The sequence below is a fragment of the Streptomyces sp. NBC_00028 genome, assembly GCF_045041065.1.
GTDB lineage: Bacteria > Actinomycetota > Actinomycetes > Streptomycetales > Streptomycetaceae > Streptomyces.
In genome coordinates this window covers 3,507,608-3,531,531 of record NZ_CP108293.1, presented here as the reverse complement: position 1 = coordinate 3,531,531, position 23,924 = coordinate 3,507,608, and the positions used below count along the sequence as shown (strand labels likewise).

The 23,924-nt window shown below is 71.1% G+C and carries 19 protein-coding genes and 1 pseudogene; 9 read left to right on the top strand and 11 right to left on the bottom strand.

Going from position 1 to position 23,924, the window contains the following annotated elements:
* Positions 1 to 55: 55 nt before the first annotated feature.
* The 3 genes from OG885_RS15440 to OG885_RS15430 form a co-directional block, all read right to left on the bottom strand.
* Positions 56 to 1,192 (bottom strand): ATP-binding protein, encoded by a 1,137-nt coding sequence (locus OG885_RS15440; protein WP_399948344.1) that lies wholly within the window; start codon positions 1,190 to 1,192, stop codon positions 56 to 58.
* A complete protein-coding gene (locus OG885_RS15435; protein WP_399948342.1) occupies positions 1,189 to 1,929 on the bottom strand; it encodes a response regulator transcription factor in 741 nt (246 codons plus the stop codon). The genes OG885_RS15440 and OG885_RS15435 overlap by 4 nt, the downstream gene beginning before the upstream one ends.
* A 132-nt stretch (positions 1,930 to 2,061) precedes the next feature.
* Complete coding sequence (locus tag OG885_RS15430; protein ID WP_405731289.1) at positions 2,062 to 2,739, bottom strand: spermidine synthase; 678 nt, start codon at positions 2,737 to 2,739, stop codon at positions 2,062 to 2,064.
* A gap of 170 nt (positions 2,740 to 2,909) precedes the next feature.
* On the opposite strand from OG885_RS15430, the gene OG885_RS15425 reads away from it, so the two are divergent.
* The gene (locus OG885_RS15425) at positions 2,910 to 3,638 is read left to right on the top strand and encodes a rhomboid-like protein (RefSeq protein ID WP_405731287.1); all 729 of its coding nucleotides are present in this window, start codon (positions 2,910 to 2,912) and stop codon (positions 3,636 to 3,638) included.
* Here OG885_RS15425 and OG885_RS15420 read toward each other — a convergent pair.
* The 5 genes and pseudogenes from OG885_RS15420 to OG885_RS15400 all read right to left on the bottom strand — a co-directional run bounded on the left by OG885_RS15420 (position 3,601) and on the right by OG885_RS15400 (position 8,940).
* Positions 3,601 to 4,935, bottom strand: coding sequence for a toll/interleukin-1 receptor domain-containing protein (locus OG885_RS15420; RefSeq protein WP_405731285.1), 1,335 nt, complete (start codon positions 4,933 to 4,935; stop codon positions 3,601 to 3,603). The genes OG885_RS15425 and OG885_RS15420 overlap by 38 nt on opposite strands.
* Positions 4,935 to 5,981, bottom strand: a complete 1,047-nt coding sequence (locus tag OG885_RS15415) for a hypothetical protein (RefSeq protein ID WP_405731283.1) — start codon at positions 5,979 to 5,981, stop codon at positions 4,935 to 4,937. The genes OG885_RS15420 and OG885_RS15415 overlap by 1 nt, the downstream gene beginning before the upstream one ends.
* Before the next feature lie 116 nt (positions 5,982 to 6,097).
* Complete coding sequence (locus OG885_RS15410; RefSeq protein ID WP_405742742.1) at positions 6,098 to 7,573, bottom strand: sulfatase; 1,476 nt, start codon at positions 7,571 to 7,573, stop codon at positions 6,098 to 6,100.
* A gap of 171 nt (positions 7,574 to 7,744) precedes the next feature.
* Positions 7,745 to 8,293 (bottom strand): annotated as a pseudogene (locus OG885_RS15405) (GNAT family N-acetyltransferase); the annotation flags it as partial.
* On the bottom strand, positions 8,290 to 8,940 hold the full coding sequence (locus tag OG885_RS15400; protein ID WP_405731281.1) for a GNAT family N-acetyltransferase: 651 nt from the start codon (positions 8,938 to 8,940) through the stop codon (positions 8,290 to 8,292). The pseudogene OG885_RS15405 and the gene OG885_RS15400, both read right to left, overlap by 4 nt.
* Before the next feature lie 175 nt (positions 8,941 to 9,115).
* Here OG885_RS15400 and lon point away from each other — a divergent pair, with 175 nt between their 5' ends.
* A complete protein-coding gene (gene lon, locus OG885_RS15395) occupies positions 9,116 to 11,536 on the top strand; it encodes an endopeptidase La (protein WP_405731279.1) in 2,421 nt (806 codons plus the stop codon).
* A 317-nt stretch (positions 11,537 to 11,853) separates the two neighbouring features.
* Here the strand turns inward: lon and OG885_RS15390 are convergent, their stop codons facing one another.
* A complete protein-coding gene (locus OG885_RS15390; protein ID WP_405731277.1) occupies positions 11,854 to 12,666 on the bottom strand; it encodes a lysozyme in 813 nt (270 codons plus the stop codon).
* A gap of 239 nt (positions 12,667 to 12,905) precedes the next feature.
* Here OG885_RS15390 and OG885_RS15385 point away from each other — a divergent pair, with 239 nt between their 5' ends.
* Positions 12,906 to 13,400: a MarR family winged helix-turn-helix transcriptional regulator gene (locus tag OG885_RS15385; RefSeq protein ID WP_405731275.1), complete on the top strand. Its 495-nt coding sequence runs from the start codon at positions 12,906 to 12,908 to the stop codon at positions 13,398 to 13,400.
* A 63-nt stretch (positions 13,401 to 13,463) separates the two neighbouring features.
* A complete protein-coding gene (locus OG885_RS15380; protein WP_405731273.1) occupies positions 13,464 to 16,133 on the top strand; it encodes a hypothetical protein in 2,670 nt (889 codons plus the stop codon).
* Between the two features lie 7 nt (positions 16,134 to 16,140).
* Here the strand turns inward: OG885_RS15380 and OG885_RS15375 are convergent, their stop codons facing one another.
* The gene (locus OG885_RS15375; RefSeq protein ID WP_405731271.1) at positions 16,141 to 16,926 is read right to left on the bottom strand and encodes a hypothetical protein; all 786 of its coding nucleotides are present in this window, start codon (positions 16,924 to 16,926) and stop codon (positions 16,141 to 16,143) included.
* 368 nt (positions 16,927 to 17,294) lie between these two features.
* Here OG885_RS15375 and OG885_RS15370 point away from each other — a divergent pair, with 368 nt between their 5' ends.
* Genes OG885_RS15370 through OG885_RS15350 form a run of 5 tightly spaced genes read left to right on the top strand, consistent with a single transcriptional unit; the run spans position 17,295 to position 22,793 of the window.
* A complete protein-coding gene (locus OG885_RS15370) occupies positions 17,295 to 20,009 on the top strand; it encodes a nitrate- and nitrite sensing domain-containing protein (protein WP_405731269.1) in 2,715 nt (904 codons plus the stop codon).
* A complete protein-coding gene (locus OG885_RS15365) occupies positions 20,006 to 20,512 on the top strand; it encodes a roadblock/LC7 domain-containing protein (protein WP_405731267.1) in 507 nt (168 codons plus the stop codon). The genes OG885_RS15370 and OG885_RS15365 overlap by 4 nt, the downstream gene beginning before the upstream one ends.
* Positions 20,509 to 20,916: a DUF742 domain-containing protein gene (locus OG885_RS15360; RefSeq protein ID WP_399948319.1), complete on the top strand. Its 408-nt coding sequence runs from the start codon at positions 20,509 to 20,511 to the stop codon at positions 20,914 to 20,916. The genes OG885_RS15365 and OG885_RS15360 overlap by 4 nt, the downstream gene beginning before the upstream one ends.
* The gene (locus OG885_RS15355; RefSeq protein WP_405731265.1) at positions 20,897 to 21,520 is read left to right on the top strand and encodes a GTP-binding protein; all 624 of its coding nucleotides are present in this window, start codon (positions 20,897 to 20,899) and stop codon (positions 21,518 to 21,520) included. The genes OG885_RS15360 and OG885_RS15355 overlap by 20 nt, the downstream gene beginning before the upstream one ends.
* A gap of 25 nt (positions 21,521 to 21,545) precedes the next feature.
* Positions 21,546 to 22,793, top strand: coding sequence for a styrene monooxygenase/indole monooxygenase family protein (locus OG885_RS15350; protein WP_405731263.1), 1,248 nt, complete (start codon positions 21,546 to 21,548; stop codon positions 22,791 to 22,793).
* On the opposite strand, the gene OG885_RS15345 is transcribed toward OG885_RS15350, so the two are convergent.
* Positions 22,772 to 23,842: an NlpC/P60 family protein gene (locus OG885_RS15345; protein WP_405731261.1), complete on the bottom strand. Its 1,071-nt coding sequence runs from the start codon at positions 23,840 to 23,842 to the stop codon at positions 22,772 to 22,774. The genes OG885_RS15350 and OG885_RS15345 overlap by 22 nt on opposite strands.
* Positions 23,843 to 23,924: the final 82 nt, after the last annotated feature.

The following is a 23,924-nucleotide window of genomic DNA, read 5'->3' as shown; positions in this document are numbered from 1 at the left end:
CGTGTCCGTCAGCGCGGACGCCCGTGGATCTTGGGGCTCCGCTTCGAACTTTACGTCAACTTGGCAGAGATGGAAGTCCCGGAAGAGTGACAAGAATCCGGCAGCCACGCTCGGATTCGGCCACTCCGATCCCGCCACCGTGCAGATCCACCGCCCAGCGGGCGATCGCCAGACCGAGCCCCGTACCGCCGTCGCTGCCCGGGCCGTGCGGCCGGGTGATGTTGCCGCGGTTGAACCGCTCGAAGACCCGATGCCACTCCGAGCGCGGAATGCCGGGACCCTCGTCGAGAATCTCCAGCTCAAGGGATTCGGGCAGCGGGCCGCGCCGGGCCTTCACGGTGACCCGGCCGTGCGGCGGGCTGTGCTTGACCGCGTTGTCGATGAGATTCGCCACCACCTGGTGGATCCGCTCCGGGTCCGCGTGCGCGGTCAGCTCCGGCGGGGTCACGTCCAGGTGCAGATGTACGTCGGTGCGGGTGTGGCTGCCGGATCCGGATCCGATGCCCGCACGGGCCGAGGCGACCATGTTGGCCTCCTTCAGCACGCCCGACAGATACGGCCACACCTCGAAGCGGCGCCGCTTCAGCGGGACGACGCCGTTGTCGAGGCGGGAGAGGTCGAGGAGCGTCTCGACCAGCCGGCCGAGCCGCTCCGTCTGCTTCAGGGCCGTCCGCATCGTCTCGGGGTCCGCGGGCGAGACGCCGTCCACGATGTTCTCCAGCACCGCCCTGAGGCCCGCGATGGGCGTGCGGAGCTCGTGGGAGACGTTCGCCACGAGCTCCTTGCGCTGCTGTTCCTGGGCCTCCAGGTCGTCGGCCATGCGATTGATCGTCTCGGCCAGGTCCCCGAGCTCGTCGCGGCGGTTCTCGCGCACCCGGCGGGTGTAGTCGCCGTGCGAGATGGAGCGGGCGACCGCGTTCATCTCGTCCAGCGGGGCCGTGAGCGAGTGCGCCACGAACTGGGTGATGAGCAGGGTGGCGATCATGGAGAAGACCGTGATGAACCGGATCTCCGTCTTGGTCTGCACCGCGATCATCGACAGGCCCGTGGTGATCAGGACCGAGGCGACGACCAGCGCCCCCAGCTTGGTCTTGATCGAGAACGGGCGCACGCTGCCCCAGGGCTCACCGGGAGCACCCTTGGGATCCCCGGGCCCCCAGGGGCCTCTCCGTCCGGCCGGACCCTCGCTCATGGCGTCGGCGTCTCCAGGGCGTAGCCCACGCCGTGCACCGTGCGGATCCGCTCGGCGCCGATCTTCCGCCGCAGCGCCTTGATGTGGCTGTCGACCGTGCGGGTGCCGGAGGCGTCAGCCCAGTCCCACACCTCGGCCAGCAGCTGCTCCCGGGAGAGCACCGCGCGCGGGGTGTTCGCCAGGCACACCAGCAGGTCGAACTCGGTCGGCGTGAGGTGAACGTCCTCACTGCGCACTCGTACCCGGCGCTGCGCGTGGTCGATCTCCAGCTCGCCCAGGCGCAGGATGCCCGAGCGGGGCGTGGCGGCGGCCAGCGCCGCCCGCTCCACGCGCCGCAGCAGGACGTGCACCCGGGCCGCCAGCTCACGCATCGAGAACGGCTTGGTCATGTAGTCGTCGGCGCCCACGCCGAGGCCGACCAGCATGTCGGTCTCGTCGTCCCGCGCGGTCAGCATCAGCACCGGCACCGGACGGGCGGCCTGTACCCGGCGGCAGACCTCCAGGCCGTCGAAGCCGGGCAGCATGATGTCGAGGATCAGCAGATCGGGCTGCCAGGCCTCGGCCGTGTCGACCGCGGCCGGACCGTCGCCCGCGGTCTGCACGACGAATCCCTCGGCGCGCAGCCGGTTCGCGATGGCCTCCACGATCGTCGGGTCGTCCTCGACCACCAGCACCCGGCGCTGTGCGCCCGGGGTGGCCGTAGCCGTGCCGTTGTGGGAGGTGTGTGTCTGCTCCATCGCCCGCCCCAAAAGTTGCTTTCCGGAATCAGTGGGGTGATTCCGCTCTCTGGCTTGCCTGCGCATGCTTGCGATTGACGCTTGAATGATCTGCGTCAGGGAAGCAGAGTACGGGGAGTCACCGCGCCACGGCTATCCAGGTCGGACGCCGAGATGCACGACGTCCGGAACGCCCCGGGCAACCGGGATCTCTTCGGTACGCACCTGTTGGAACCCGGCATTCCGTAGGGAACTTTCAAATTCCGGAGAGGGCTGCGCCGACCACACGGCCAGCACCCCGCCCGGTCTCAACACCCTTGCGCAGCTGGCCAGTCCGGACGACGAGTACAGCCCGTCGTTGCCCTCGGTGACCGTCCAGTCCGGTCCGTTGTCGATGTCCAGGCACAGAACGTCGTACGTGTCCGATGTCTCATTGACGTAAGTGACAAGATCCGTTTCCAGAATCTTTGCGCGTGCATCCGCCAGGGCGTGCGCGGTGAGCGCGGACAGCGGGCCGGTCCGGTGCCAGTCGATGATGGCGGACTCCCGCTCCACGACCGTGATCCGGCCCCAGCGCGGATTCCCGGCGGCGTGCACGAGCGAGAAGCCGACGCCGAGGCCGCCGATCAGCACACTCGGCGCGGCCCGGTCGTCCAGCGCGGCGAGCGCGGCGTCGACCAGCAGCCGCTCGGAGCGGCCGTCGGAAGTGTCCATCAGGAAACAGCCGTTGGCGATGATCTGGAGCAACTCCCCGTGCCGGCGCAGCACGACCTCGCCGTACGGGCCCTCGCGACGGTCCAGGACTTCGGGGATGTCGTACGAGACGGGCATCAGCCCATCCTGGCAGGCCGGTTGGCCGCGCACCGGGATTTACCGGAGGGCGCCGGACTGCCGGACGGTTCTTGAGAACCGCCTGTGAATCGGCGCCCGCGTGGCGCCGGTCACAGACAAGGGTGTGGCCGGGGGCGAATCGTGGGGTGAAACGGAAGGAGCGCCTCGCGGTGGAACGGACTGAGACGGCCGGCCTTCCCGATGCCGCCGAGCTGCTCGACGGCATCCCGAGTCAGCGAGGGCCGACGCCGGCGGCTCGCACCGCTCCGGCCCGCCTCCGCCCCCGGCACCTGCTCCCCACCCCCACCGGGACCCCCTTCACCTTCGGGTACGCCGCCGTCCTCGCCGTGACCTCGCTGGTCACCGAGTACGCCGACCCCGACCTCGTGCACACCCTGCTCCAGGGCTCCAGCACCGACGTGGCCCACCTCGTGCGGACGCCGGTGCTCGTGCTGCTCGCCAGCGGGCTGTGGATCGCGGGCGGGCTGCTGGCGCCGTACACCCTCGGCTTCCTGGTCGTGCTGACCGCCCTGGAGCGGCGGATCGGCGGGGCGCGGGCGGCCGTGGTGTTCCTGCTCGGGCATGTCGGGGCCACGCTGGCGACCGAGGTACCGGTGGGGCTCGCGGTGCTGGTCGGGCAGTTGCCGGACAGCTCGCTGCACCGCCTGGACTACGGCATCAGCTTCGGGGTCGCCGCGAGTTTCGGGGCGCTCGCCGGGTTGCTGCGGCCTTGGCTGCGCTGGCCGTTGCTGGCGCTGTTCGGCGGGATGCTGGTCCAGGACCTGCTCGCCTTCACCGATCCGCTGAGCAACTGGGGACATCTGTTCTCGCTGGCGATCGGGGTGGCCGCGTGGCCGTTGGTCAGGCGGTGGCGGCGAGTTGGGAGAGCAGTTCGCTGACGATGGTCTGCGGGGTGTGACGGGCGAGGTTGCGGTACTGGGTGCGCTGGAGGAAGTCGGGGAGTTCCATCCGCTCCAGACAGACCGGCACCAGCCGTACGTCGCCCTCGATGGAGTACCGGTGCAGCTCGCGCGCCTCCAGCATGCAGTACTTGCTCTCCAGGTACTCCTTCGACAGCAGCAGCACCCCGACCGCGGACTTGGCCAGGTTCCCCATCAGATCGTTGAGCCAGTCCTCGCCGACACCGATGGCGCCGTGCTGCCGGAAGTCGAAGACGTTCTGGAAGCGGTCGTTCAGCAACTGCGCGAACGTGGCCGCCTGGTCGTGGTTGGCGGACGCGTAGCTCAGGAAGACGCGTTCGTTGCGCTTGGCGGCGGAGCGGAAGTACTCCAGGGCCTGCGCGGTGCTGCCGATGTAGCGGGGCTGTTCGTCGATGACCCGCAGATGGGGTTCGACGGCCGCGACGAGGTCGTCGGGATCGTCCCAGCGCACGATCGCCTTGCGATGGCCGGTCGGGATCTCGCCGTAGAGCGTCTGCTCCAGCGACCCGGAGGCCCGGGGCGAGACGATCGGCAGCGTCGGGACGAACTGACCGTGGGTGAAGGCGGCCACGAGCTGGCCCTGCGCGCTGTCCAGATCGACGATCACCCAGTCACAGGCCCGCAGCCGGGTGATCAGGTCGAGGTCGAGGCGGGGCGGCCAGGGCAGGACGACCGGTTCCCAGGAGTGCTCCTCCAGGGCCTCGGTCAACACGGACGTGGCGGACCTGTTGTCGGGCGAGACCACCAGCCCCACCCGGCGCTGGTGAGGGGAGCGTCGCCGCTGCGCCGAGGCCGACGCGTGCGCCTCGGCGAGAAAGCCGCGGTAGACCGACTCGACCTTCCCCGGCAGCGCGGAGTGGTTCGCCGCCTCGGTCTCCTGGGCGTCGTACGGCACCAGACGCACACTCTGCGGGGCCCGTAACGCGGGCAGCAGCCGTTGGTCGTGGAAGACGACCGCCGGCTTGCGGGCCCGCACGGCCATGCCCAGTTCGAGGCGGAAGTACCGGGCCATGTCCCGCAGCCGGGGCAGCAGATGCACCTCGCGGGCCCCGCCCGGCAGGGGGTGGATGCCGACGAACCCGTCCGCGTCCCGGATCATGCGCTCCAGGCGCACCGGGCTGGTGAAGGACACCGCTTCGTCGACCCGGAACGACACGTCCTCGGCGGAGCTGAGCAGCTCCCAGAAGTACAGGTTCTCGGCGGGCGAGTGATAGCGATGGCTGAGGAACACCTCAAGCCTGGCCGACGACTCCATCAGGCGCCCCCGGGTCCCTGCGGCGGCGTCGCCCCGCCCGGCACCCCTGCCGGCAGACCCGGAACCACCGGCGGCACGGGCGGCTCGGTCTGCTTGAGGCGGTTGTAGACGGCGTCGAAGGTGAAGCCCGAGACATAGCCGACGGCGAGGACGAAGAACAGCAGCCGGCGGACGCCCTCGCCGGCCAGGATGTCGGGGGACGCGGCGAGTTGGGCGGAGACGAAGAGCAGGAAGGCGATCCCGCCCGCCGACATGCCGAGCACCGCCGTCCGCGCCCAGTGCGTCTCGCGCTCGAAGACGGTGCGGGTGATCGCCCCCGAGGTGCCGGTGGCCAGCGCGCCGATGATGAGCGCGGTGAGGTTGACCGCGGTGCTCGACTCGACGGCGTAGGTGAGCGGGATGGTGGCGAAGCCGAGCAGGAGCAGCAGCATCCCGGTGGCCGCGCCGAGCCCGGCGCGCAGGGTGGCGCCGCGCCGGGATCTGGCCTCCTCGCGCTGCTTCTCCGCACGGCGTTCCCGCTGCGCGCCCAGCACCTCGACCAGCCGCTGTGCGCTGCCCGGACGCCACTGGGCGCCCATGGCCGAGACCTCGTCCGGCGTGGCGTGGTGGGTGGAGCGGTTCATGGTGTCCCAGACCTTGCGGGAGGCACCCCCGAACCACGCCACCGGATACACCGGTATCCCGAACGCGAGGCAGATCATCCCGGTGACCAGCGTGGAACGTCCGCCGCCGACCAGGATCACCCCGTCGACCTCGCGCAGCGACCGGTAGAAGCCGACCTCCCAGTCGGCGCCTGGATCGTTGCGTACGTCGAAGACCTCCGGCCGCTCGGCGAGGTGCGGGAAGTCGGTCTCGGCGTCCTCGTCGTAGGGCGGCCGCACCTGCACCGAACCCGGCGGCAGGTCCTCCCGGGTGAGGTATCCGGTGACGACACGGTCCTCCACGAACTGCGCCTCACTGGAGTACACGATGATCCGGCACCCGGCCGCGGCCAGCGCCGCCCCGATCTCCTCACCGGCCGCCAGCGCGGCCTCGGTGTCGCCCATCGGCGGATCGTACGACCGCTCCGGATCCGCGCTCCCCAGCACCGCGATCAACGGCCCCATAGGCCATCCCCCCTCCGCGCCGCCTCAGAATACGGCGCGCAGGAGGTTCCCTTCCGTCAGTTCCCGTCCCGCAAACGGGCTTTGGCCAGCGCCGCCGCCAACGCCGGTACACCGAGCCGCTGTTCGCCCTCCGGACCCGCGCCGTGCAGACGGTTCCGCAGCTGATACGGATCGGCGCGCAGGTCGTAGTACTCGCGGAAGAGCACCTTGCCGTCGCCGTGCGGGCGGCCGTCGGTGCCGAGGCGGGTGCGGTAGTACTCCGTGTACTGCTCGGTCCTGCCGACGTACGACGCCCAGGTGTGGATCGGCTGCTTGTCCTGCCGGTTCCACCACCACTCGGCGAGCAGATGGGTGCGGTCGTTGTCCCGGTCGAGCAGGGAGTGACCGTCGTGCGGGGTGTCGGGGGCGACGCCCGCCGCGGCGAGGAGGGTGGGCGCGATGTCGACGTGGCCGGTGAGCCGGTCGTCGGTGCGGGCGCCGCCGTGGCCGCCGGCGGGCCAGGAGAGGTGGAAGGGCACCTCCAGGCTGGGCCGGTACGGCACCGACTTGCGCAGCCAGCCGTGGTCGCCCCAGCACAGGCCGTGGTCACTGGTGAACAGCACGAGCGTGTTGTCGAGTTGGCCGAGCGCGCGCAGCTTGTCGCGGAAGTCGCGCATCGCGTCGTCCACGGAGAGCAGCGTGCGCAACTGACGCGTGCGCAGGGCGCTGCCCTCGGCGAAGGTGTGGTGGGCCCGGCGGAGGTAGGGAGGTTTGTCGCCCTTGCTCGGTTCGAGGACGGACGGGCGGCCCTGCCACTCGGGCACGCGCGTGTGGGCGTACTTCCGCTCCGGGATGTTGACCTCGTGCGCGGAGCGCGTGGCCACGAACGCGAACCAGGGCCGGGTGTCGTCGCGGGAACGCTCGATGAAGTCGAGGGCGCGGTCCTTGATGACGGTGGTGTTGTAGCCGGGGACGGTCCGGACGGTGCCGTTGTCGTTGTAGTGGCCGTTGTAGTAGCGCACCGGTTCCTGGAGCAGCCACTCGTCGAAGTGGGGCGGGTTGTGGCCGGTGGGCCAGTAGTTGAGGTACTTGCCGAACAGGCCGGTGCGGTAACCCGCCTCGTGCAACCGGCGCTGGACCGTGGTGCGTTGGTCGAGGTGGCCGGGGTGGCGGGTGTCGAGCAGGCCGTGGTTGTGGGCGTACCGGCCGGACATGATGGACGCCCGCGACGGGGCGCAGAGCGGGGTGTTGGCGTGCGCCCGCCCGAAGGTCGTACCGCTGCCGCCGAGCCAGTCCAGGGTCTGGGGGAGCGCCCAGTCCGTGTCCTTGGGCTGGTCGTCGGTGAGGACCAGGAGGATGTTGGGGCGGTCGTCCCCGCGGGTGGCGGGGGAGGGGGCGCGGCTCGCGACGGGGGCGGCGGTGGCGCCGGCCGTGGGGGAGTCGCCTCCGGTGGCCCTGAGCACGAGCGGTAGCGCGGCCCCCGTCGCCGCCACGGCCGCCCCCGTCAGCACCGCGCGCCGCCCGGGCCGTCGCCGCTGCTCCCCGTCGCTCATCCCTGTCCCCAAGTCCCCGTAAAACCCCATACAAACGCTCAACCGAGCTGTGAACGAGCTTGCAGTGTGCAGGCACTTCCTTTGAACGGCGTTGCGGAGATGTCGCGGCGGGCTTGCGATGACGTGGAGATCAGGGCCGGTCAGGGATCTTCGGTCAGGTCGGGCGCGTTGATAGGTCACGCCTCGGGCGGCGGCGAGGGTGGCGAGGGTGGCTACGAGGGCGCGGTAGATCCCGCGGCCCCGCCACGCGGCGAGCGTGGAGCCGCCCCACAGGCTCGCGAAGTCGGTGCCCGCGCGGAAGGCCGGCCAGGCGGCGGAGACGACCTCGCCGTCCGCCTCGGCGACGTAGACCGCGATCTCGTCGGGAGCGGTGGCGACCCGCCCGATGAGATCGTCGGCGAGCCAGCCCCGGTCCTGGCCCCACACGGCCGACTCCATGGCCGCGATCCGCCGCATGTCCGCGTCGGCGGTGACGCGCCGCGGGGTGACACCGTCCGGCAGCACGGGCTCCCGTACAGCCATCTCGGCCGCGCGGCCGATCAGCATCGTCTCCCGGTCCTCCGGTAGCTCGTCCAGTTACTCGCCCTCCACCCCGAGGTCGCGCGGCCCGCTCACGAACCCCCGGAACTGCCCGCCGATCCGCAGCAGCGGCCTGTCCCTCTCGTACGTCACCCCGGTCGGCGGGGTGGGGCAACCGGTCTTGCCCGCCCCCCGTTTCAGTCCCCGGTGTACTTCGCGCTCGTCAGCACCGCCGACACCGTCCAGCCCAGCGACTCGTACAGCGCCCGTCCCGCGGGCGTGCCCGCCAGTACGCATCGCTCCGCCCCCTCCTCCAGCGCCGCTCGCTGGAGGGTGCGCATGACGAGGGTGGCGAGGCCGCGGCGCTGGTGGGTGGGGGAGGTGGCGATCTGGTCGGCGACCGCGGTGGCGCCGGTCGGGGCGAGCTGGCCGCGGGCCGCCCAGGAGCCGTCGGGGCCGGCGACCATGGTGCGGACGACTCCGCCGCGCGACCAGGTGTGCTGCCGGTAGCCCTCCGGGAGCGGGGGCACCTCGGCGGTCGCCGGGGTGAGGGGGAGCGTCATCAGATAGCCGGGCTCGGGGTCGATCCACCAGCGGTCGTCCAGCCAGCCCGAGACCACGGCCGGATGCCGGAACGCCTTGAGCCAGACCCCGGCCCCGGTCACGCCCTCGGCGACCTTCCGTACGGCCGCCCGCTCGACGCCCTCGCCGATCCCGCCGAGGACATGCCGGGTGACGTGCCCGTCCATGCCCATGTCGATCGTGCAGCCCCAGGGCTCCAGCACCGGCGGGGCCGCCCCGCGCGAGACGACCCACCCGTCCACCCAGGCCCGCACGGTCTCGTCCACGACATCTCCTCGTAATGAGTGAAATACTTGAGTGACTATTACTAAGGAGACGATACGCGGCTCGTCACGCGCCCCGACAGACGTGATCGCTCACAGCGAACGCGTCCGGGGGAACATTCAGAGGCTCACGTGCATTGAGTCGGCATAGCTCAACTTGAGTGCCGAAGGGGAGATCATGGCTTCGACGTCCACACTGCTCACTCTGCCTGTGCTGCCGCTCGACGACGAGGTCGTGCTGCCCGGAATGGTGGTCCCGCTCGATCTGAACGACGCCGATGTGCGCGCCGCGGTGGAGGCCGCCCAGGCCGCCGCCCGCTCCGAGCCCGGAAAGCCCAAGGTCCTGCTGGTGCCCCGGATCGACGGCACCTACGCGAGCACCGGTGTCCTCGGCACCGTCGAGCAGGTCGGCCGGCTCGCCGACGGCGACCCGGGCGCGCTCATCCGCGGTCGCGGCCGTGTGCAGATCGGCGCCGGCACCACCGGCCCGGGCGCGGCGCTGTGGGTCGAGGGCACGCGCATCGACGAGACGGTCCCCGAGCCGCAGCCCGGCCATGTCACCGAACTGGTCAAGGAGTACAAGGCCCTCGCCACCGCCTGGCTGCGCAAGCGCGGCGCCTGGCAGGTCGTGGACCGCGTGCAGGCCATCGACGACGTCTCCACGCTCGCCGACAACTCCGGCTACTCGCCGTTCCTGACCACCGAGCAGAAGGTCGAGCTGCTGGAGACCGCCGACCCGGTCGCCCGCCTCAAGCTCGCCACCCAGCAGCTGCGCGACCACCTCGCCGAGCAGGACGTCGCCGAGACCATCGCCAAGGACGTCCAGGAGGGCGTCGACAAGCAACAGCGCGAGTTCCTGCTCCGCCGCCAGCTGGAAGCCGTACGCAAGGAACTGCGCGAGCTCAACGGCGACTCCAAGGACGCGGCCGAGGAGTCCGACGACTACCGCGCGCGCGTGGAGGCCGCCGACCTGCCCGAGAAGGTCCGCGAGGCCGCCCTCAAGGAGGTCGACAAGCTGGAGCGGTCCAGCGACCAGTCCCCGGAGGGCTCCTGGATCCGCACCTGGCTGGACACCGTCCTCGAACTCCCGTGGAACGAGCGGACCGAGGACGCGTACGACATCCAGGGGGCCCAGTCCGTGCTCGACGCCGAGCACGCGGGCCTGGAGGACGTGAAGGAGCGGATCACCGAGTACCTGGCGGTGCGCAAGCGCCGCAGCGACCGGGGGCTCGGTGTGGTCGGCGGGCGGCGCGGCGGTGCCGTACTGGCCCTCGTCGGTCCGCCCGGTGTCGGCAAGACGTCCCTCGGTGAGTCCGTCGCGCACGCCATGGGCCGCAAGTTCGTCCGTGTCGCCCTCGGCGGCGTCCGCGACGAGGCGGAGATCCGCGGCCACCGGCGGACCTACGTCGGCGCGCTGCCCGGCCGGATCGTGCGGGCCATCAAGGAGGCCGGGTCGATGAACCCGGTGGTCCTGCTCGACGAGATCGACAAGGTGGGCTCGGATTTCAGGGGTGACCCGGCCGCGGCGCTGCTCGAAGTCCTCGACCCGGCGCAGAACCACACCTTCCGCGACCACTACCTGGAGGTCGAACTCGACCTGAGCGACGTGGTGTTCCTGGCGACGGCGAACGTCCTCGAAGCCATCCCGGAGGCCCTGCTCGACCGTATGGAGCTGGTCCGCCTGGACGGCTACACCGAGGACGAGAAGGTCGTCATCGCCCGTGACCACCTGCTCCCGCGCCAGCTGGAGCGGGCGGGACTCGCGGCGGACGAGGTGACGCTGGACGAGAGCGCGCTGCGCAAGCTCGCCGGCGAGTACACCCGTGAGGCGGGCGTCCGCACCCTGGAGCGGGCGATCGCGAGGCTGCTGCGCAAGGTCGCCGCCCAGCACGAACTGGGCGAGCGGAAGCTGCCGTTCACCGTGACGGACGGGGAGCTGCGCGACCTGATCGGCCGCCCGCACCACGTCCCCGAGTCCGCCCAGGACCCGGCCGAGCGCCGCACTGCGGTGCCGGGCGTGGCGACGGGCCTGGCGGTGACGGGAGCCGGTGGTGACGTGCTGTTCGTCGAGGCGTCCCTGGCCGACCCGGAGACGGGCGCGGCGGGCCTGACCCTCACCGGTCAGCTGGGCGACGTGATGAAGGAGAGCGCGCAGATCGCCCTGTCCTTCCTGCGCTCGCACGGCGCCGAACTCGAACTGCCGGTCGGCGACCTGAAGGACCGGGGCGTGCACATCCACTTCCCGGCGGGCGCGGTCCCGAAGGACGGCCCGAGCGCGGGCATCACGATGACGACGGCGCTGGCGTCACTGCTGAGCGGACGCCAGGTTCGCACGGACGTGGCGATGACCGGCGAGGTCTCCCTGACCGGCCGGGTCCTGCCCATCGGCGGTGTGAAGCAGAAGCTGCTGGCCGCGCACCGGGCGGGCGTCACGACCGTCATCATCCCGAAGCGCAACGAGGCCGACCTGGACGACGTCCCGTCCGAGGTGCTGGACAAGCTGGAGGTCCACCCGGTGACCGACGTCCGCCAGGTCCTGGAGCTGGCGCTGTCCCCGGCGACGGCGGGGGCGACGCCGGAGGTTCCGGTCGCGGCGTGACGCCTGGCGGCGGCATGACGTCCGGTGGCCGTGTGACTTCCGGTCGCGGCGTGACGGACGCGACCGGATGAGGTGAAGGCCCGGGTTCTCGTGAGGGAGGCCCGGGCCTTCGCCGTACGTTCGTCGATCATCCGTTGGCGAGGGCGACGACCCTGTCGAGCGCCCCGTTGCTGCATCTTCCGGGGGGCGACCCCCGGGCCCCCAGCCGGAGGGGGTGTTGCACTATCCGTTGGCGCGGGCGACGACCCTGTCGAGCGCCCCGTTGCTGCATCTTCCGGGGGGCGACCCCCGGGCCCCCAGCCGGAGGCGGCGTTGCGCTATCCGTTGGCGAGGGCCACCACCCTGTCGAGCGCCCCGTTGAACTTGTTGTGGTCGCCGACGGTCGGCCCGGAGGAGGTGTACTGCCAGATGGTCTGGTAGGCCCACCCCGCGGGCAGCGTCCCCACCGTCGTCGCGTACCGCGCGATCCACAACGGGTTGGCGGCCGCGAACCCGCCGTAGTTCCCCGTGCACTCCGTCCACCAGGTGGTGGCGGTGTAGATGACGGCGTCACGTCCGGTCCGCGCCTTGTACCGGTTCAGGAAGTCACGGATCCAGGTCACCATCGCGCTCTGCGTCTTGCCGTAGCAGGAGGCGCCGTACGGGTTCCACTCGATGTCGAGCGCCCCGGGCAGCGTCCTGCCGTCCTGGGACCAGCCGCCGCCGTGGTCGACGAAGTAGTCGGCCTGGGTGGCGCCGCCGGTCGTGTCCGGGGTGGCGAAGTGGTAGGAGCCGCGGATCATGCCGACGCTGTAGGAGCCGTTGTACTGCTGGGCGAAGTAGGGGTTCGTGTAGTACGTCCCCTCGGTCGCCTTCGCATACGCCCACTTCACGCCGCTGCTCCACAGCGTGGACCAGGCGACGTTGCCCTGATGGCTGGAGACGTCCACGCCCTCGGTCTGCGCGGCGCGCGTGTCACGCGGAGTGCCGCTCTGGCCGTCGTGGGCGAGGACGCCGATACCCATGTAGGCGGAGCCGCGGGCCGGGGTGTCGGCGGCGGTGGCGGTGGCGGGGAGGGAGACGGCGGCGAGGAGGGTGGCGAGAACGGCCGTGAGGAAGAGGCGAACCGGTCTGAGTCTGTGCACGGGCATGCGTGCCTCCGAGGGCTCGGTGGGGGGACGTGCCGGAAACGTGGGGGGTGGTCTCATGTGACTTCTGGCGTGACCATGCCAGTAAGTGCCTGGTAAAGAAGCTACGCACGTAGAAGAGCGCGGGGGAAGAGGGACCGGGGGCTGCCGTTGGTCTTGACCTGCGAAATACTGACCGAGCTGCGGCGATGACGGCATTTGGCGGAAACTTTCACGACCCGGAAACCGAGGCAGGGACTGACGTGCACGAAGACGCGAACGGCGGCGGACGCGGAGCCGGCTCCGCCCTGCCCGGGAGTGGTGTGGACCAGCCCGAGTTCCTGGCACTGGAACGCGAGTTGACCGTGCTGCTGCGGCGCGCCCGGGCCAACCAGGGCGAGATGGCCCGCGAGGTCCACCCGGACCTGGAGTCCTCCGCGTACGGCCTCCTGGTCCGCCTCGACGAGCACGGCCGCCAGCGGGCCACGGAACTCGCCGCGTACATCGGCGTCGGCAAGGCGACCATGTCCCGCCAGCTCCGGGCCCTGGAGGACCTCGGCCTCGTCACCCGCGCCCCCGATCCCGCGGACGGCCGGGCGTGGCTCGTCGAGTTGACGCACGAGGGGCGGTCGCGGGTGGGACGGGTACGGGACGCGCGGCGGGCCCGGTATGCGGGGCGGCTGGCGGACTGGGATCCGAAGGAGGTCTCGGAGCTGGCGCGGCTGCTGAACCAACTGAACCTGGGCATGGAGCGCTGAACCCCTGTCTGCCGCGCCGGGCGGCCACTAATCTGACCGCCCGGGGGACGGGGGTGGCCGTCGATGGCGGGTGCGGCGGAGTGGCGTGCGCGGGTGGTCGGGGGTGCGCTGCTGTTGTTGGTGGTGCTGGGGGCCGGTTGTTCTCATGCGGGGTGGATACAGGCCGCTGACGGGCTGTTGGCGGCGCCCACGCAGGGCGGGGAGTCCTCGTCCTCCCAGTACGAGACGTGGAAGGCTGCGGATGCCCGGTACCGGGCGAAGGGGCATCCTGAGCGCTCTGGCAGCACCGAGCTGCGCGTCTTTCCCGACAGGGGCGAGTGGACGGCCAAGGCGACACACATGCTCGAACTCCAGGCTTCCGACCCCATGGTCAAGGACCTTCGCACCGGCGATCAGACGGTGGAGGCGTGGACGCCGCTCCTGACCCATCTCGGTGGGAGGTCAGAGGCGTGCGGGATGCAGGGCCTCCGCGGGGATGCCGAAGAGAGCTCGCTCGCACAGGAGACAGCGACCTCGACGGTGTACGCCTCCTACGTACAACGGGCGACCTGGCCCGGGCCGGAGTCGGAGTACGAGTGTCCCGAAGGCCATGCCACGTTCACGTTCGAGGACGGCGAGGGCATGCTGGGCAAGGACGGCGTTTACGACTCCTGGAGCGTCACGGTCGACGTCCCCACGCGTCTGCTCCTCACCATCAGGGGCGGCACCGTCCTGAGTCAGGACGCCCACCACGCCGAACTGCGCCTCGGCAAGAAGGGGGAGCGGCTGACCGTCGTGCTCGGCCCTCCGGGCACCGGGAGCCGTGAACAGGGTGACACGGAACATCTCGGCGTACTGCTCCAGAAGGAAACGCCCCAACGGGAGGCGTTCTGGCTGGCGGCGGCCGCCGCTGCGGTGACACTGTGCTGGATCCTGCCCTTCGTCGGGGAGTGGGCGCCGCCCGCCACTCGGCGCCGCTGGACCGCCGCCGCCGCGACCGCGTGTTCTCTGACGGGTGCGTCGCTGCTGTACGCCCTCGCCGGTTCGGCCGAAGTGCCCTGGCCGGGCTGGCTCTATCCGGGGCGGGGAGCGTTGCTCGCGGTCTGGTGGTGGGTGCTGCTGCCCTTCCTGCTGTTCGCCTGTCTGCCACGCCTCATCAAGGGACGCCCACCCGAGCCCCGGGAACTGTTGCCGATGCTCCTGCCGAGTGCCGTACTGCCGGTGCTGGCCTGCGTCTTCGCGGTGTGCGAGGGAAGGTGGTGGCCGCTGCTCTCGGTGGCTGCCGCGGCACTGGTGACAGCCGCGGTGGCGTACGGTCTGCGCGGCGGTGCACTGGGGTCGGCGGGGCGCCGGTGGGCGGTCACCGCGGCCGGCGCGGCCTGGCTGACGGTGCTGGCCGCCGGGCCGGGTACCGGTCTTCCCCCGCGCGAGGACCCGCAGCCGGTGTGGGATGTCAGCAACTCCCTGGCCATGCTCGAACTGAACTGGGGCTGGTACGGGCTGGTCTGGTCCATCGTGGTGGTCGTGAACAGGCGTGCCTGGCTGGGGTGGCCTCTGCTGTACGGCAGTTTCGTGGCGTTGGCCATCGCGGAGGACTGGGCCCCCCTGTGGTACCTCTGGGGCGACGGTGGGTCCTGGGACATCATCGGGCGCTATCCGGCGGGTGCCGCGTCATACCCGGTCGCACAGCTGGTCCTGGCCTTGTTGGTGACGCTGCTGGTCCTGCGGACCCACGACGCCTGGTACGAAGGCTGGCCGCTCCACGTGCGCACCATCGCCGTCGGGCTGGGAATCGCCGCGGCGGGCACCGGCCTGGCCGCGTACGGGCTGACCATGTTCGGCGACGATGCGCAGCGCGGCGGCTACTACATAGCCCTCCTCATCGCCGCAACGGGCTTCACCTGGCTGCTCCCGCCAGACGCCGAGAACCGGGCCGTACGGCTGCACCAAATCCGACCGGCCGCCCACAACCGTCTGATGCACGCCCTGCTGAAGGACCAGACCCTCGCGGCAGGGCGGCGCGAGTTCCTGACCGCCTCCCGCACCGCGCTCGCGCAGGGAGAGCTGACCGCCCGGCAGTGGAGTGCGCGCTGGCGGCGTCTCGGCGCCCTCGGTGACCGGGCCACGGCGCCCCAACACTCGGTCAACCTGCGCCTGGCCGCCCTGGGCACGTCCGGGGGCCGCACGGCCCTGCGCAACGGGACGGCGGCCGCGGTCCTGCTCACGGTCCTCAGCCTGCCCTGGTTGGGCTACACACTGCCGCCTCCGCTCAGTGCCGACTTCCCGGAGGACGCCCAGGTCTGGGCCTACGCCCTGCGCTGGGCGGTCTACGGCTTCGTCTACGGCTACGTCTACTCCTGGCTCCGCGGTGGCAGCCCTATCGGCAAGTCCCTGTGCCTGCTCGCCGTGGTCCTGCCCGCGGAACTCGCGCAGCTGCTCTACCAAGGGCTGGAACCCAGGCACTTCGCCGTCCAGCTGTTGCTCACGACGGGCAACTGTCTCGCGATCTTCCTCATTCTCGGCCTGTACTGGGAAGCCCGTCTGGTCCGTGTCGCAGGACTCCGCTGGGGACAGATCCGCAACTTCCGCTCGCTGACAGCCGCGGCCGTCCCGGCGACGACGGTGCTGGTGGCGGCGGCCACGGCGCTGGCCACCGCCATGGTGGGCGCCTGGATCGCGCCGGACGGCAACCCGACCCCGACGAACCCCGGCACGGACGCGTCCGTGAGCGCCGATCCCAACCCCGGCCCCTGACGCCCCCTCACCACTCCACAAACACCACCGAAGCATCGTCATGCCGCTTGCCCCGCCCCAGAAGCACCCCCTCCACATCCGCCCCCTCCAACTCCCGCACCCGCCCCACCAACGCAGCAGCCCCCTCCTTCCGCACCACCCGCAAACAGTCCCCCCAACCCCCCTCCCGGAACTTCTCCACCCACCGAGTCGCCCCGTCCGTCATCGCGGCCAACGCCCGCACCGACGCCCCCGGCAACACCCCCGTCACCGCACGCCCCACCACCGAAGGATCCGCGGCCGCGGTGAAGAAGCCGCCCTCCTTGTTGCGCAGGTGTGCGTCGATGAAGGCGGCGGTTGTCAAAGACGCTCGCGGCAGCAGGGCCAGGCGGTCGTCCGCCAGGACCGTCACCGCTCCGTCGGGGGCCTCCGCCAGCAGGACGGAGTCGGAGAGGATCAGGTACTCCACCGCCTCGGAGGACCACCGCGCCACCACCACCGTGGCCTGAGGTGTGCGTGGGTGAGAAAGGTCACACGTGTGTGCGTGGGCATCGGCGGTACGTGCAATCGCAAGGCTCAGCGCCTCGGTCAGCGGAACATCCGGGAGGGAAACGGTCAGTTCGGTCAGCGCGCCGCCCAGGCGTGAGACGAACCAGGGGACGGAATGCAGACAGCCTGTGGGGCCGTTCGGTGGTGTCACGCCGTCGAGGAGCACCAGCACCCCACCCCGCCCGGACGCGGGAAGGCTCACGCTCGCGAAGTCCTCGTTGGGGCGGGTCGGATCGCCGGGCTCCGAGACGAGTTCAGTACGCATCCAGCCAGTCTGCACGAGCCCTTCACAGCGTTCACGAAAGGCTGGCATCGATCGCCGAATCGGTGCAGGCGCGCAGGTCAGGCGTCTGATTTGGGCTGGAATGCTTCACTCCGGCGGCGCGTGGCGGCAGATGATGCCATCGTGCGCCCCGGACGTCCAACCGGCCCGCCGCGCAAGGCCCCTGACTGTGCCACGGGAACTTGCTCCCCAACTCCCCTCCGGGGTTCACTCCTTCGAGTGGCGGGTCGGGTGATGCGCGACCACTGCCCACTGGCGCTGGGAGGGTCGGGAACCGTACCGGGAGTACCCGTCAGTTGACGGAGCGTCACCCGGGCCCATGAGTACACGAGTCAGGAATGCGAGCACCGGTGCAGAAGACGCGGCCACGTCGTACGAGCAAGCAGACGGCCACCGCCGACACCACCTCTGCCTCCGCCACCGCCCCTGACGGGGTCGTCGTGGGCAAGGGCCGTCCCACCCACGTACGCAACCGGCTCATCGTGGCCGTCGCCGTCGTGGCCGCCGCCATCGCCGGGGCCGGAGCCCCGTCCGTGCTCGCCGCCTCCCAGGACCTCAGCGACTCCCAGGACCTGGTGACCCTGGCCGAGCAGACCCAGGACGCGCTCGCCCTCGCCCACGCGCTCGCCGACGAGCGGGACGAGGTCACCTCCTACGTCGCCGCCGGCCGCCCCCGTTCCAAGGCGCCGTCCGAGCAGCGCAGCGCCCGCGTCGACCGGCAGGTCGAGGAGCTGCGCGCCGACACCGACACCCCGGCAGACCTCCGTGCCGACCTCGACGGGATCGCCGCCCTGCGCAGAGCGGTGCTCACCGGCAAGAGCACCGCTCTCGAAGCGCACACCTCCTACTCCGCCACCATCACCGAACTGCACCGACTCGCCGAGCAACTGGCCGAGCAGCTGCCGCCCCGGGCCGGCTCCGGCGCGTACTCCCTCGCCGAGCTGGACTCCGCCGTCCAGCAGGCCGCCGCCACCCGCGGTCTGCTCCTCGCCGCCCTCAGCGTGCCCAGCAGCACCCAGACGGTCACCGACCCCATCACCGGGATCGCCTCCACCGTCACCACCACCTCCGAGGCCGACGCCAAGCAGCGCGCCGCCCTCACCGCCGCCGCCCAGCAGGCCCGACTGCGTTCCGACGCCGCGCTCGCCGACTTCCACGAGACCGCGCCCAAGGACACCGCCGCCCGCTACGACTCCACCGTCACGGGCCCCGAGGTCAACTCCGCCGAGAAGTACCTGGCCTCCCTCACCGACCAGCCCACCCTCTCCGACCGCGAACTCGACACCAGCGCCAAGAAGCTCGACGCCGCCCTCTCGGCCCGCGTCGAGCTGATGCGCGGCGTGGAGTCCGCGCTCTACCACCAGCGCACCGAGGACCTCGCCCGGCTCCGCGACGACGACGTGACCGCCTGGGAGATCCGCATCGCGGTCCTCGGCGCCCTCATGCTGCTCGCCGTCGGCATCGCCACCGCCATGGCCCGCACCCTCACCCGCCCGCTGGCGGTCCTGCGGCTGGGCACCGCGCGCCTCGCCACAGCGGCGGACCCGGCCACCGCGGAACCCGTCAAGTTCACCGGACGCAACGACGAGTTCGCCCAGGTCGTCCGCTCCGTCAACACGCTGCACGCACACGTCCTCGGTGTCCAGGGCCGGATCACCACCCTTGAGGCCGACCGCAAACACCTCGTCGCCCAGCGCCAGAAGATGGCCGACGCCCGCGAGGAACTCCGTGCCGAACTCGCCGACTCCGCCGCCCAGCTGACCCGGCTCAGGGAGAGCATCGGCGGCACCTTCGTCAACCTCGCGCTGCGCACACTCGGCCTGGTCGAGCGCCAACTCGCCGTCATCGAGGGTCTGGAGGAGCGCGAGCAGGACCCCGACCGGCTCGCGACCCTCTTCAAGCTCGACCACTTCGCCACCGTCATGCGCCGCCACAGCGAGAACCTCCTGGTCCTCGCGGGCACGGAACACGTCCAGCAGCACGCGGGCCCGGTCCCGCTGGTGGACGTCGTCCGGGCCGCGGTCAGCGAGATCGAGCGCTACGAGCGGGTCCGCATCGCCGCCCTGCCCCCGCACGCGCACGTCGCGGGCTTCGCCGCCGACGACCTCTCCCACCTCCTCGCCGAACTGATGGAGAACGCCACCTCGTTCTCCCCGCCGGACATGCCCGTCGAGGTCTCCGGCTGGCTCCTGGAGAGCGGCGAGGTCATGCTCTCCGTCCAGGACGAGGGCATCGGCATGACCGAGGACCGCCTGGACCGCCTCAACTCCCGCCTCGCCGAGTTCGACCCGGACTCCCCGTACGACCAGGAGGGCGAGGAGGGTCTCGGCCTCGGCCTCTACGTCGTCGCCCGCCTGGCCCACCGCCACGGCGTCCGCGTCCGGCTGCGCGAGCAGAAGCAGGGCGGCATCGCGGCGGTGGTGGTCCTGCCGAAGCCGCTGCTGGCGGCCGCGCCCTCGGCGGCGGTCCCGTCCGCGACCACCCCGCTGTCGGCCACGACCCACTCCTTCTCCCTCCCGGGCGCCGACGCGGAGGCCAACTCCAACGTCCTGCCGGGCCGTTCGGGGGGCGCGGGGGACCCGCTGGTGGAGCTGGCGGAGAAGACCGTACGAGAGCATGGGCCGACGGCGGAGAAGACCGTACGGGAGCGGGAACGGGCGGGGGAGGAGACCGCACGGGAGCGGGAGCCGGTGGGGGAGGAGACCCCGTCGGAGACCACGATGGAACTCCTCGCCCCGGTGCCGGCGCCCACCGACGAACCACCCGCGGCCGGCGAAGGCGAAGCCGAGACGGAACACCATCGCGCCCCCGACGACGAACAACTCACCGCCAAGGGCCTCCCCAAGCGCACCCCGAAGATCACGGCGCCGGCGGAACCGCCCCGCCAGCGCAGCGCCTCCGTCGACGCCGAAGCCCTCCGCCGTAGGCTCGGTGGCTTCCGCCGGGGGGCGGAGGCCGGCTACCGCGACGTGGAAGCAGAGATCGCCGAACAGACGGGGCAGACGAGGACGCCCGCACAGTCCGAAGAAGCCACGGGGGGCACTCCCGAGGAGGCAAGCAGTTGACCGCGCCCAGTACCTTCGGACTGAGCAGTGAAGCCCGCAACCTGCACTGGCTGCTGACGAACCTGGTCGAGGAGGTGCCGGGCATCCAGTCAGTAGCGGTGGTCTCATCGGACGGCCTGCTCCTGCTCTCCTCCGACCCCGGCCGCAATAGCGAGGCCCGCACCCGCGCCCCCGAGATCAAGGGCCCGCGCGGATCGTCGGCCGATCTCGCCACCATCGTCTCCGGCATCGGCAGCCTGACCATCGGCGCCGCCAAGCTCATGGAGTCCGGCCCGGTGAAGCACACCATGGTCGCGATGGACGAGGGCAGCCTGTTCGTGATGTCGATCAGTGACGGCTCGCTGCTCGGAGTGCACGGCTCCGCGGACTGCGACATGAGCGTCGTGGCGTACCACATGGCCCTGTTCGTGGGCCGCGCCGGCCATGTCCTGACCCCCGAACTCCGCAGTGAGCTACGAAAATCCCTGGAGAGCGAGACCCAATCGGCAGGGAGCACCCGATGACCGATCGCCCCCACCTTCCCGTCCGCGGCGGCGACCGCAAGCCCGCCCGCGTCCGCCCCTACTCGCTCACCGGCGGCCGTACGCGCTTCGGCCACGTCCTCCTCGTGGAGACGTTCGTCGCGGCACTTGAGGCCCCGGAGGAGCGGAAAGAACTGACGAATGGTTCCCTCAACACCCGGGTCATGCCCGAGATGCGGGCCATCGTCGAACTCTGCCGCCGGATGCGTACGGTGGCCGAGATCGCCGCGCTGCTCAAGATGCCGCTCGGCGTGGTCCGGGTGCTGCTCAGCGACCTCGCGGACCAGGGAAAGATCCGTGTGTACGGCACCGGCACCGGTCACGGCACCGGCCGTCCGGACCGCGCTCTGCTCGAAAGGGTGCTGAATGGACTCCGTCGTCTTTGAGAACGTCGGTGCGGACCTCGACGAGGACCTCAAGTCCTGGCAGACGGACCGCACCCGGGCCCCGGTCGCGACGAAGATCGTGGTCGCCGGCGGCTTCGGCGTCGGCAAGACCACCCTCGTCACCGCCGTCTCCGAGATCACGCCCCTGCAGACCGAGGCGCTGATGACCGAGGCGAGCGAGGAGACCGACGATCTCACCGCCACGCCCGGCAAGCTGACGACCACCGTGGCCATGGACTTCGGCCGCCTCACGCTCGACGACGACCTGGTGCTCTACCTGTTCGGCACGCCGGGCCAGCAGCGCTTCTGGTTCATGTGGGACGACCTGGTGCGCGGCGCGATCGGCGCCGTCGTCCTGGCCGACACCCGCCGCCTGAAGGACTGCTTCCCGGCGCTGGACTACTTCGAGAGCTGCGGACTGCCGTACGTCGTCGCGGTCAACCACTTCGACGGCAGCGAGCTCTTCGAACCGGAGGACGTGCGCGAGGCGTTGACGATCCCGGCGCACATACCTGTAATGATCATGGACGCGCGCCGCCGGATCTCGGCGATCGAGACCCTGCTCTCCCTGGTCGGCCACGCCCTGGACGAAACCCCCGAGTAGCACCCACCAAGGAGTCACCACCCGCATGCGGAAGATACTCGTCGTAGGAGCCGGCCAGTCCGGACTCCAGCTCGCCCTCGGACTCCAGTCGCACGGGTACGAGGTCACCCTGATGTCGAACCGGACGGCGGACGAGATCCGCTCCGGCCGTGTCATGTCGACGCAGTGCATGTTCCACACGGCACTGCAGCACGAGCGCGATCTCCAGCTGAACTTCTGGGAGTCCCAGGCCCCGAAGATCGAAGGACTCGGCGTCTCGGTCGCGGCACCGGGGTCGTGGGGCGAGGGCCCGGCGGCCCGTGCCATCGACTGGGTGGGCAAGCTCGACGGGTACGCGCAGTCGGTGGACCAGCGGGTGAAGATGGCCGGCTGGATGGAGACCTTCGCCCAGCGCGGCGGCCAGCTCGTCATCCACGGCGCGGCGGTCTCCGACCTCGACTACTTCTCCCGTACGTACGACCTGGTGCTGGTCTCGGCGGGCAAGGGCGAGCTGGTCTCGATGTTCGCCCGGGACCCCGAGCGCTCCCCCTACACCGAACCCCAGCGCGCCCTCGCCGTCTCCTACGTCCACGGTCTCGGACCGCGCCCCGAGCACCCGGAGTTCGACGCGGTCCGCTGCAACCTCGTCCCCGGCGTCGGCGAGCTGTTCATCATGCCGACGCTCACCACCTCGGGCCGCGCCGACATCCTGTTCTGGGAGGGCATACCCGGCGGCCCGCTCGACGTCTTCAACGGCGTCAAGGACCCGGCGCAGCACCTCTCCCTGACCCTGGAACTCATGGAGCGGTACACGCCCTGGGAGCACGCGCGGGCCGCGAACGTCGAACTCACCGACGCGGGCGGTACGTTGGCCGGGCGCTACGCGCCGACGGTCCGCAACCCGATCGGCCGCCTTCCTGGCGGCGGACTGGTCCTCGGTGTCGCGGACGTCGTCGTCGCCAACGACCCGATCACGGGACAGGGCTCCAACTCGGCCTCCAAGTGCGCGGCTTCCTACCTCGCCTCGATCCTGGAGCGCGGGGAGAAGGAGTTCGACGAGGAGTGGATGCAGGGCACGTTCGACCGCTACTGGGACACCGCCCAGCATGTCACCAAGTGGACGAACGCCATGCTGGCGCCGCCGCCGGAGCACATCCTCAACCTCATCGGCGCGGCAGGCCAGTTGCAGCCCGCCGCCGACCGCTTCGCCAACGCCTTCAACGACCCGTCCGACTTCGAGAACTTCTTCTACGAGCCGGAGAAGACGGCGGCCTACCTGGCGTCCCTGTCCTGAGCTCCGTCGGGGCGCACCGCGCCCAGGACCGGGTGGGAAGCGAGAGGGGAGACCTTGACCTTCTCACCCGTCCGCGGGGCCTGTACGACCTGCCCGCCGCCCAGATACATGGCCACATGGGTCGCCTTCGGGAAGTAGACCACCAGGTCACCGGGGCGGAGCTCACGCAGCGGAACCCGCGGCAGCCGGGCCCACTGCTCCTGACTGGTCCGCGGAATGGGCCGGCCCGCATGCTCCCAGGCCTGCGAGGTCAACCCTGAACAGTCGTACGCCTCGGGCCCCTCGGCCCCCCACTCGTACGGCTTTCCGAGCTGCTGCACGGCGTACCGCACGGCACGGTCCGCCGCCCGCGTCGGCTCGCCCGAGTCCTCGCCACTGCCCAGGGCGCCCGAGGTGACGAGGTCCTCCTGAGCCGCCTCGACATCCGTCCGCTCCAACTCGGCGACGGCGCCGAGCTGTTCCTCCGTCAGGGAGGCGAGCAGCTTCTCGACGTCGTCCAGCTTCTTCCGTACGTCGTCCCGGTCCTTCTTCTGCCGTACGGCGAGGGTGAGTTGCCGGTCCAGCGCCTTGCGGGCGGCGCGGGCCAGCCCGTCGGCCTTCTTCTCGCTTCCCGTCAGCCGGCCCACTGCCTCGGCCCGCTCCCGCGCCAACTGCCCGATCACATGGCCCTGGTCGAGCGCGTGCTGCGGATCACGGGCCAGGAGCAGGCGTACGTACGGCGAGATGTCGGTGCTGTTCTGGTACTGCTGCCGGGCCAGGCGCCCCGCGGCCCCCCGGCTGTCGTGGAGCGAGAGCCGGGCCCGCGCCAGCCGGCCGTCGAGCCGGCGCACCTGCGCCCGCTGCTCCTTCAGTTTCTCCGCGGTGGCGTTGTACGTCTCGGTTGCCTCCTCGGCCTCCTGGTACAGCCGCTGAAGGTCCGTCAGCAGCTCGGAGACGCTCCGCCCGCCGGGCGTGGGCGGCTCCGGTACGGCCGCCGCGGGCAAGGGCGCGAGGACGATGCCGGCCGCCACCGCCGCCGTACACGCCAGACGCAGAAGCCTTCCTGACACGTCATCACCTCCGGTGCGCAGCAGCCCCTCTGCTCCGCACCGCGAGCATGGGACGGGCGCCCCGCCCGCGCGCGCCGGGTGT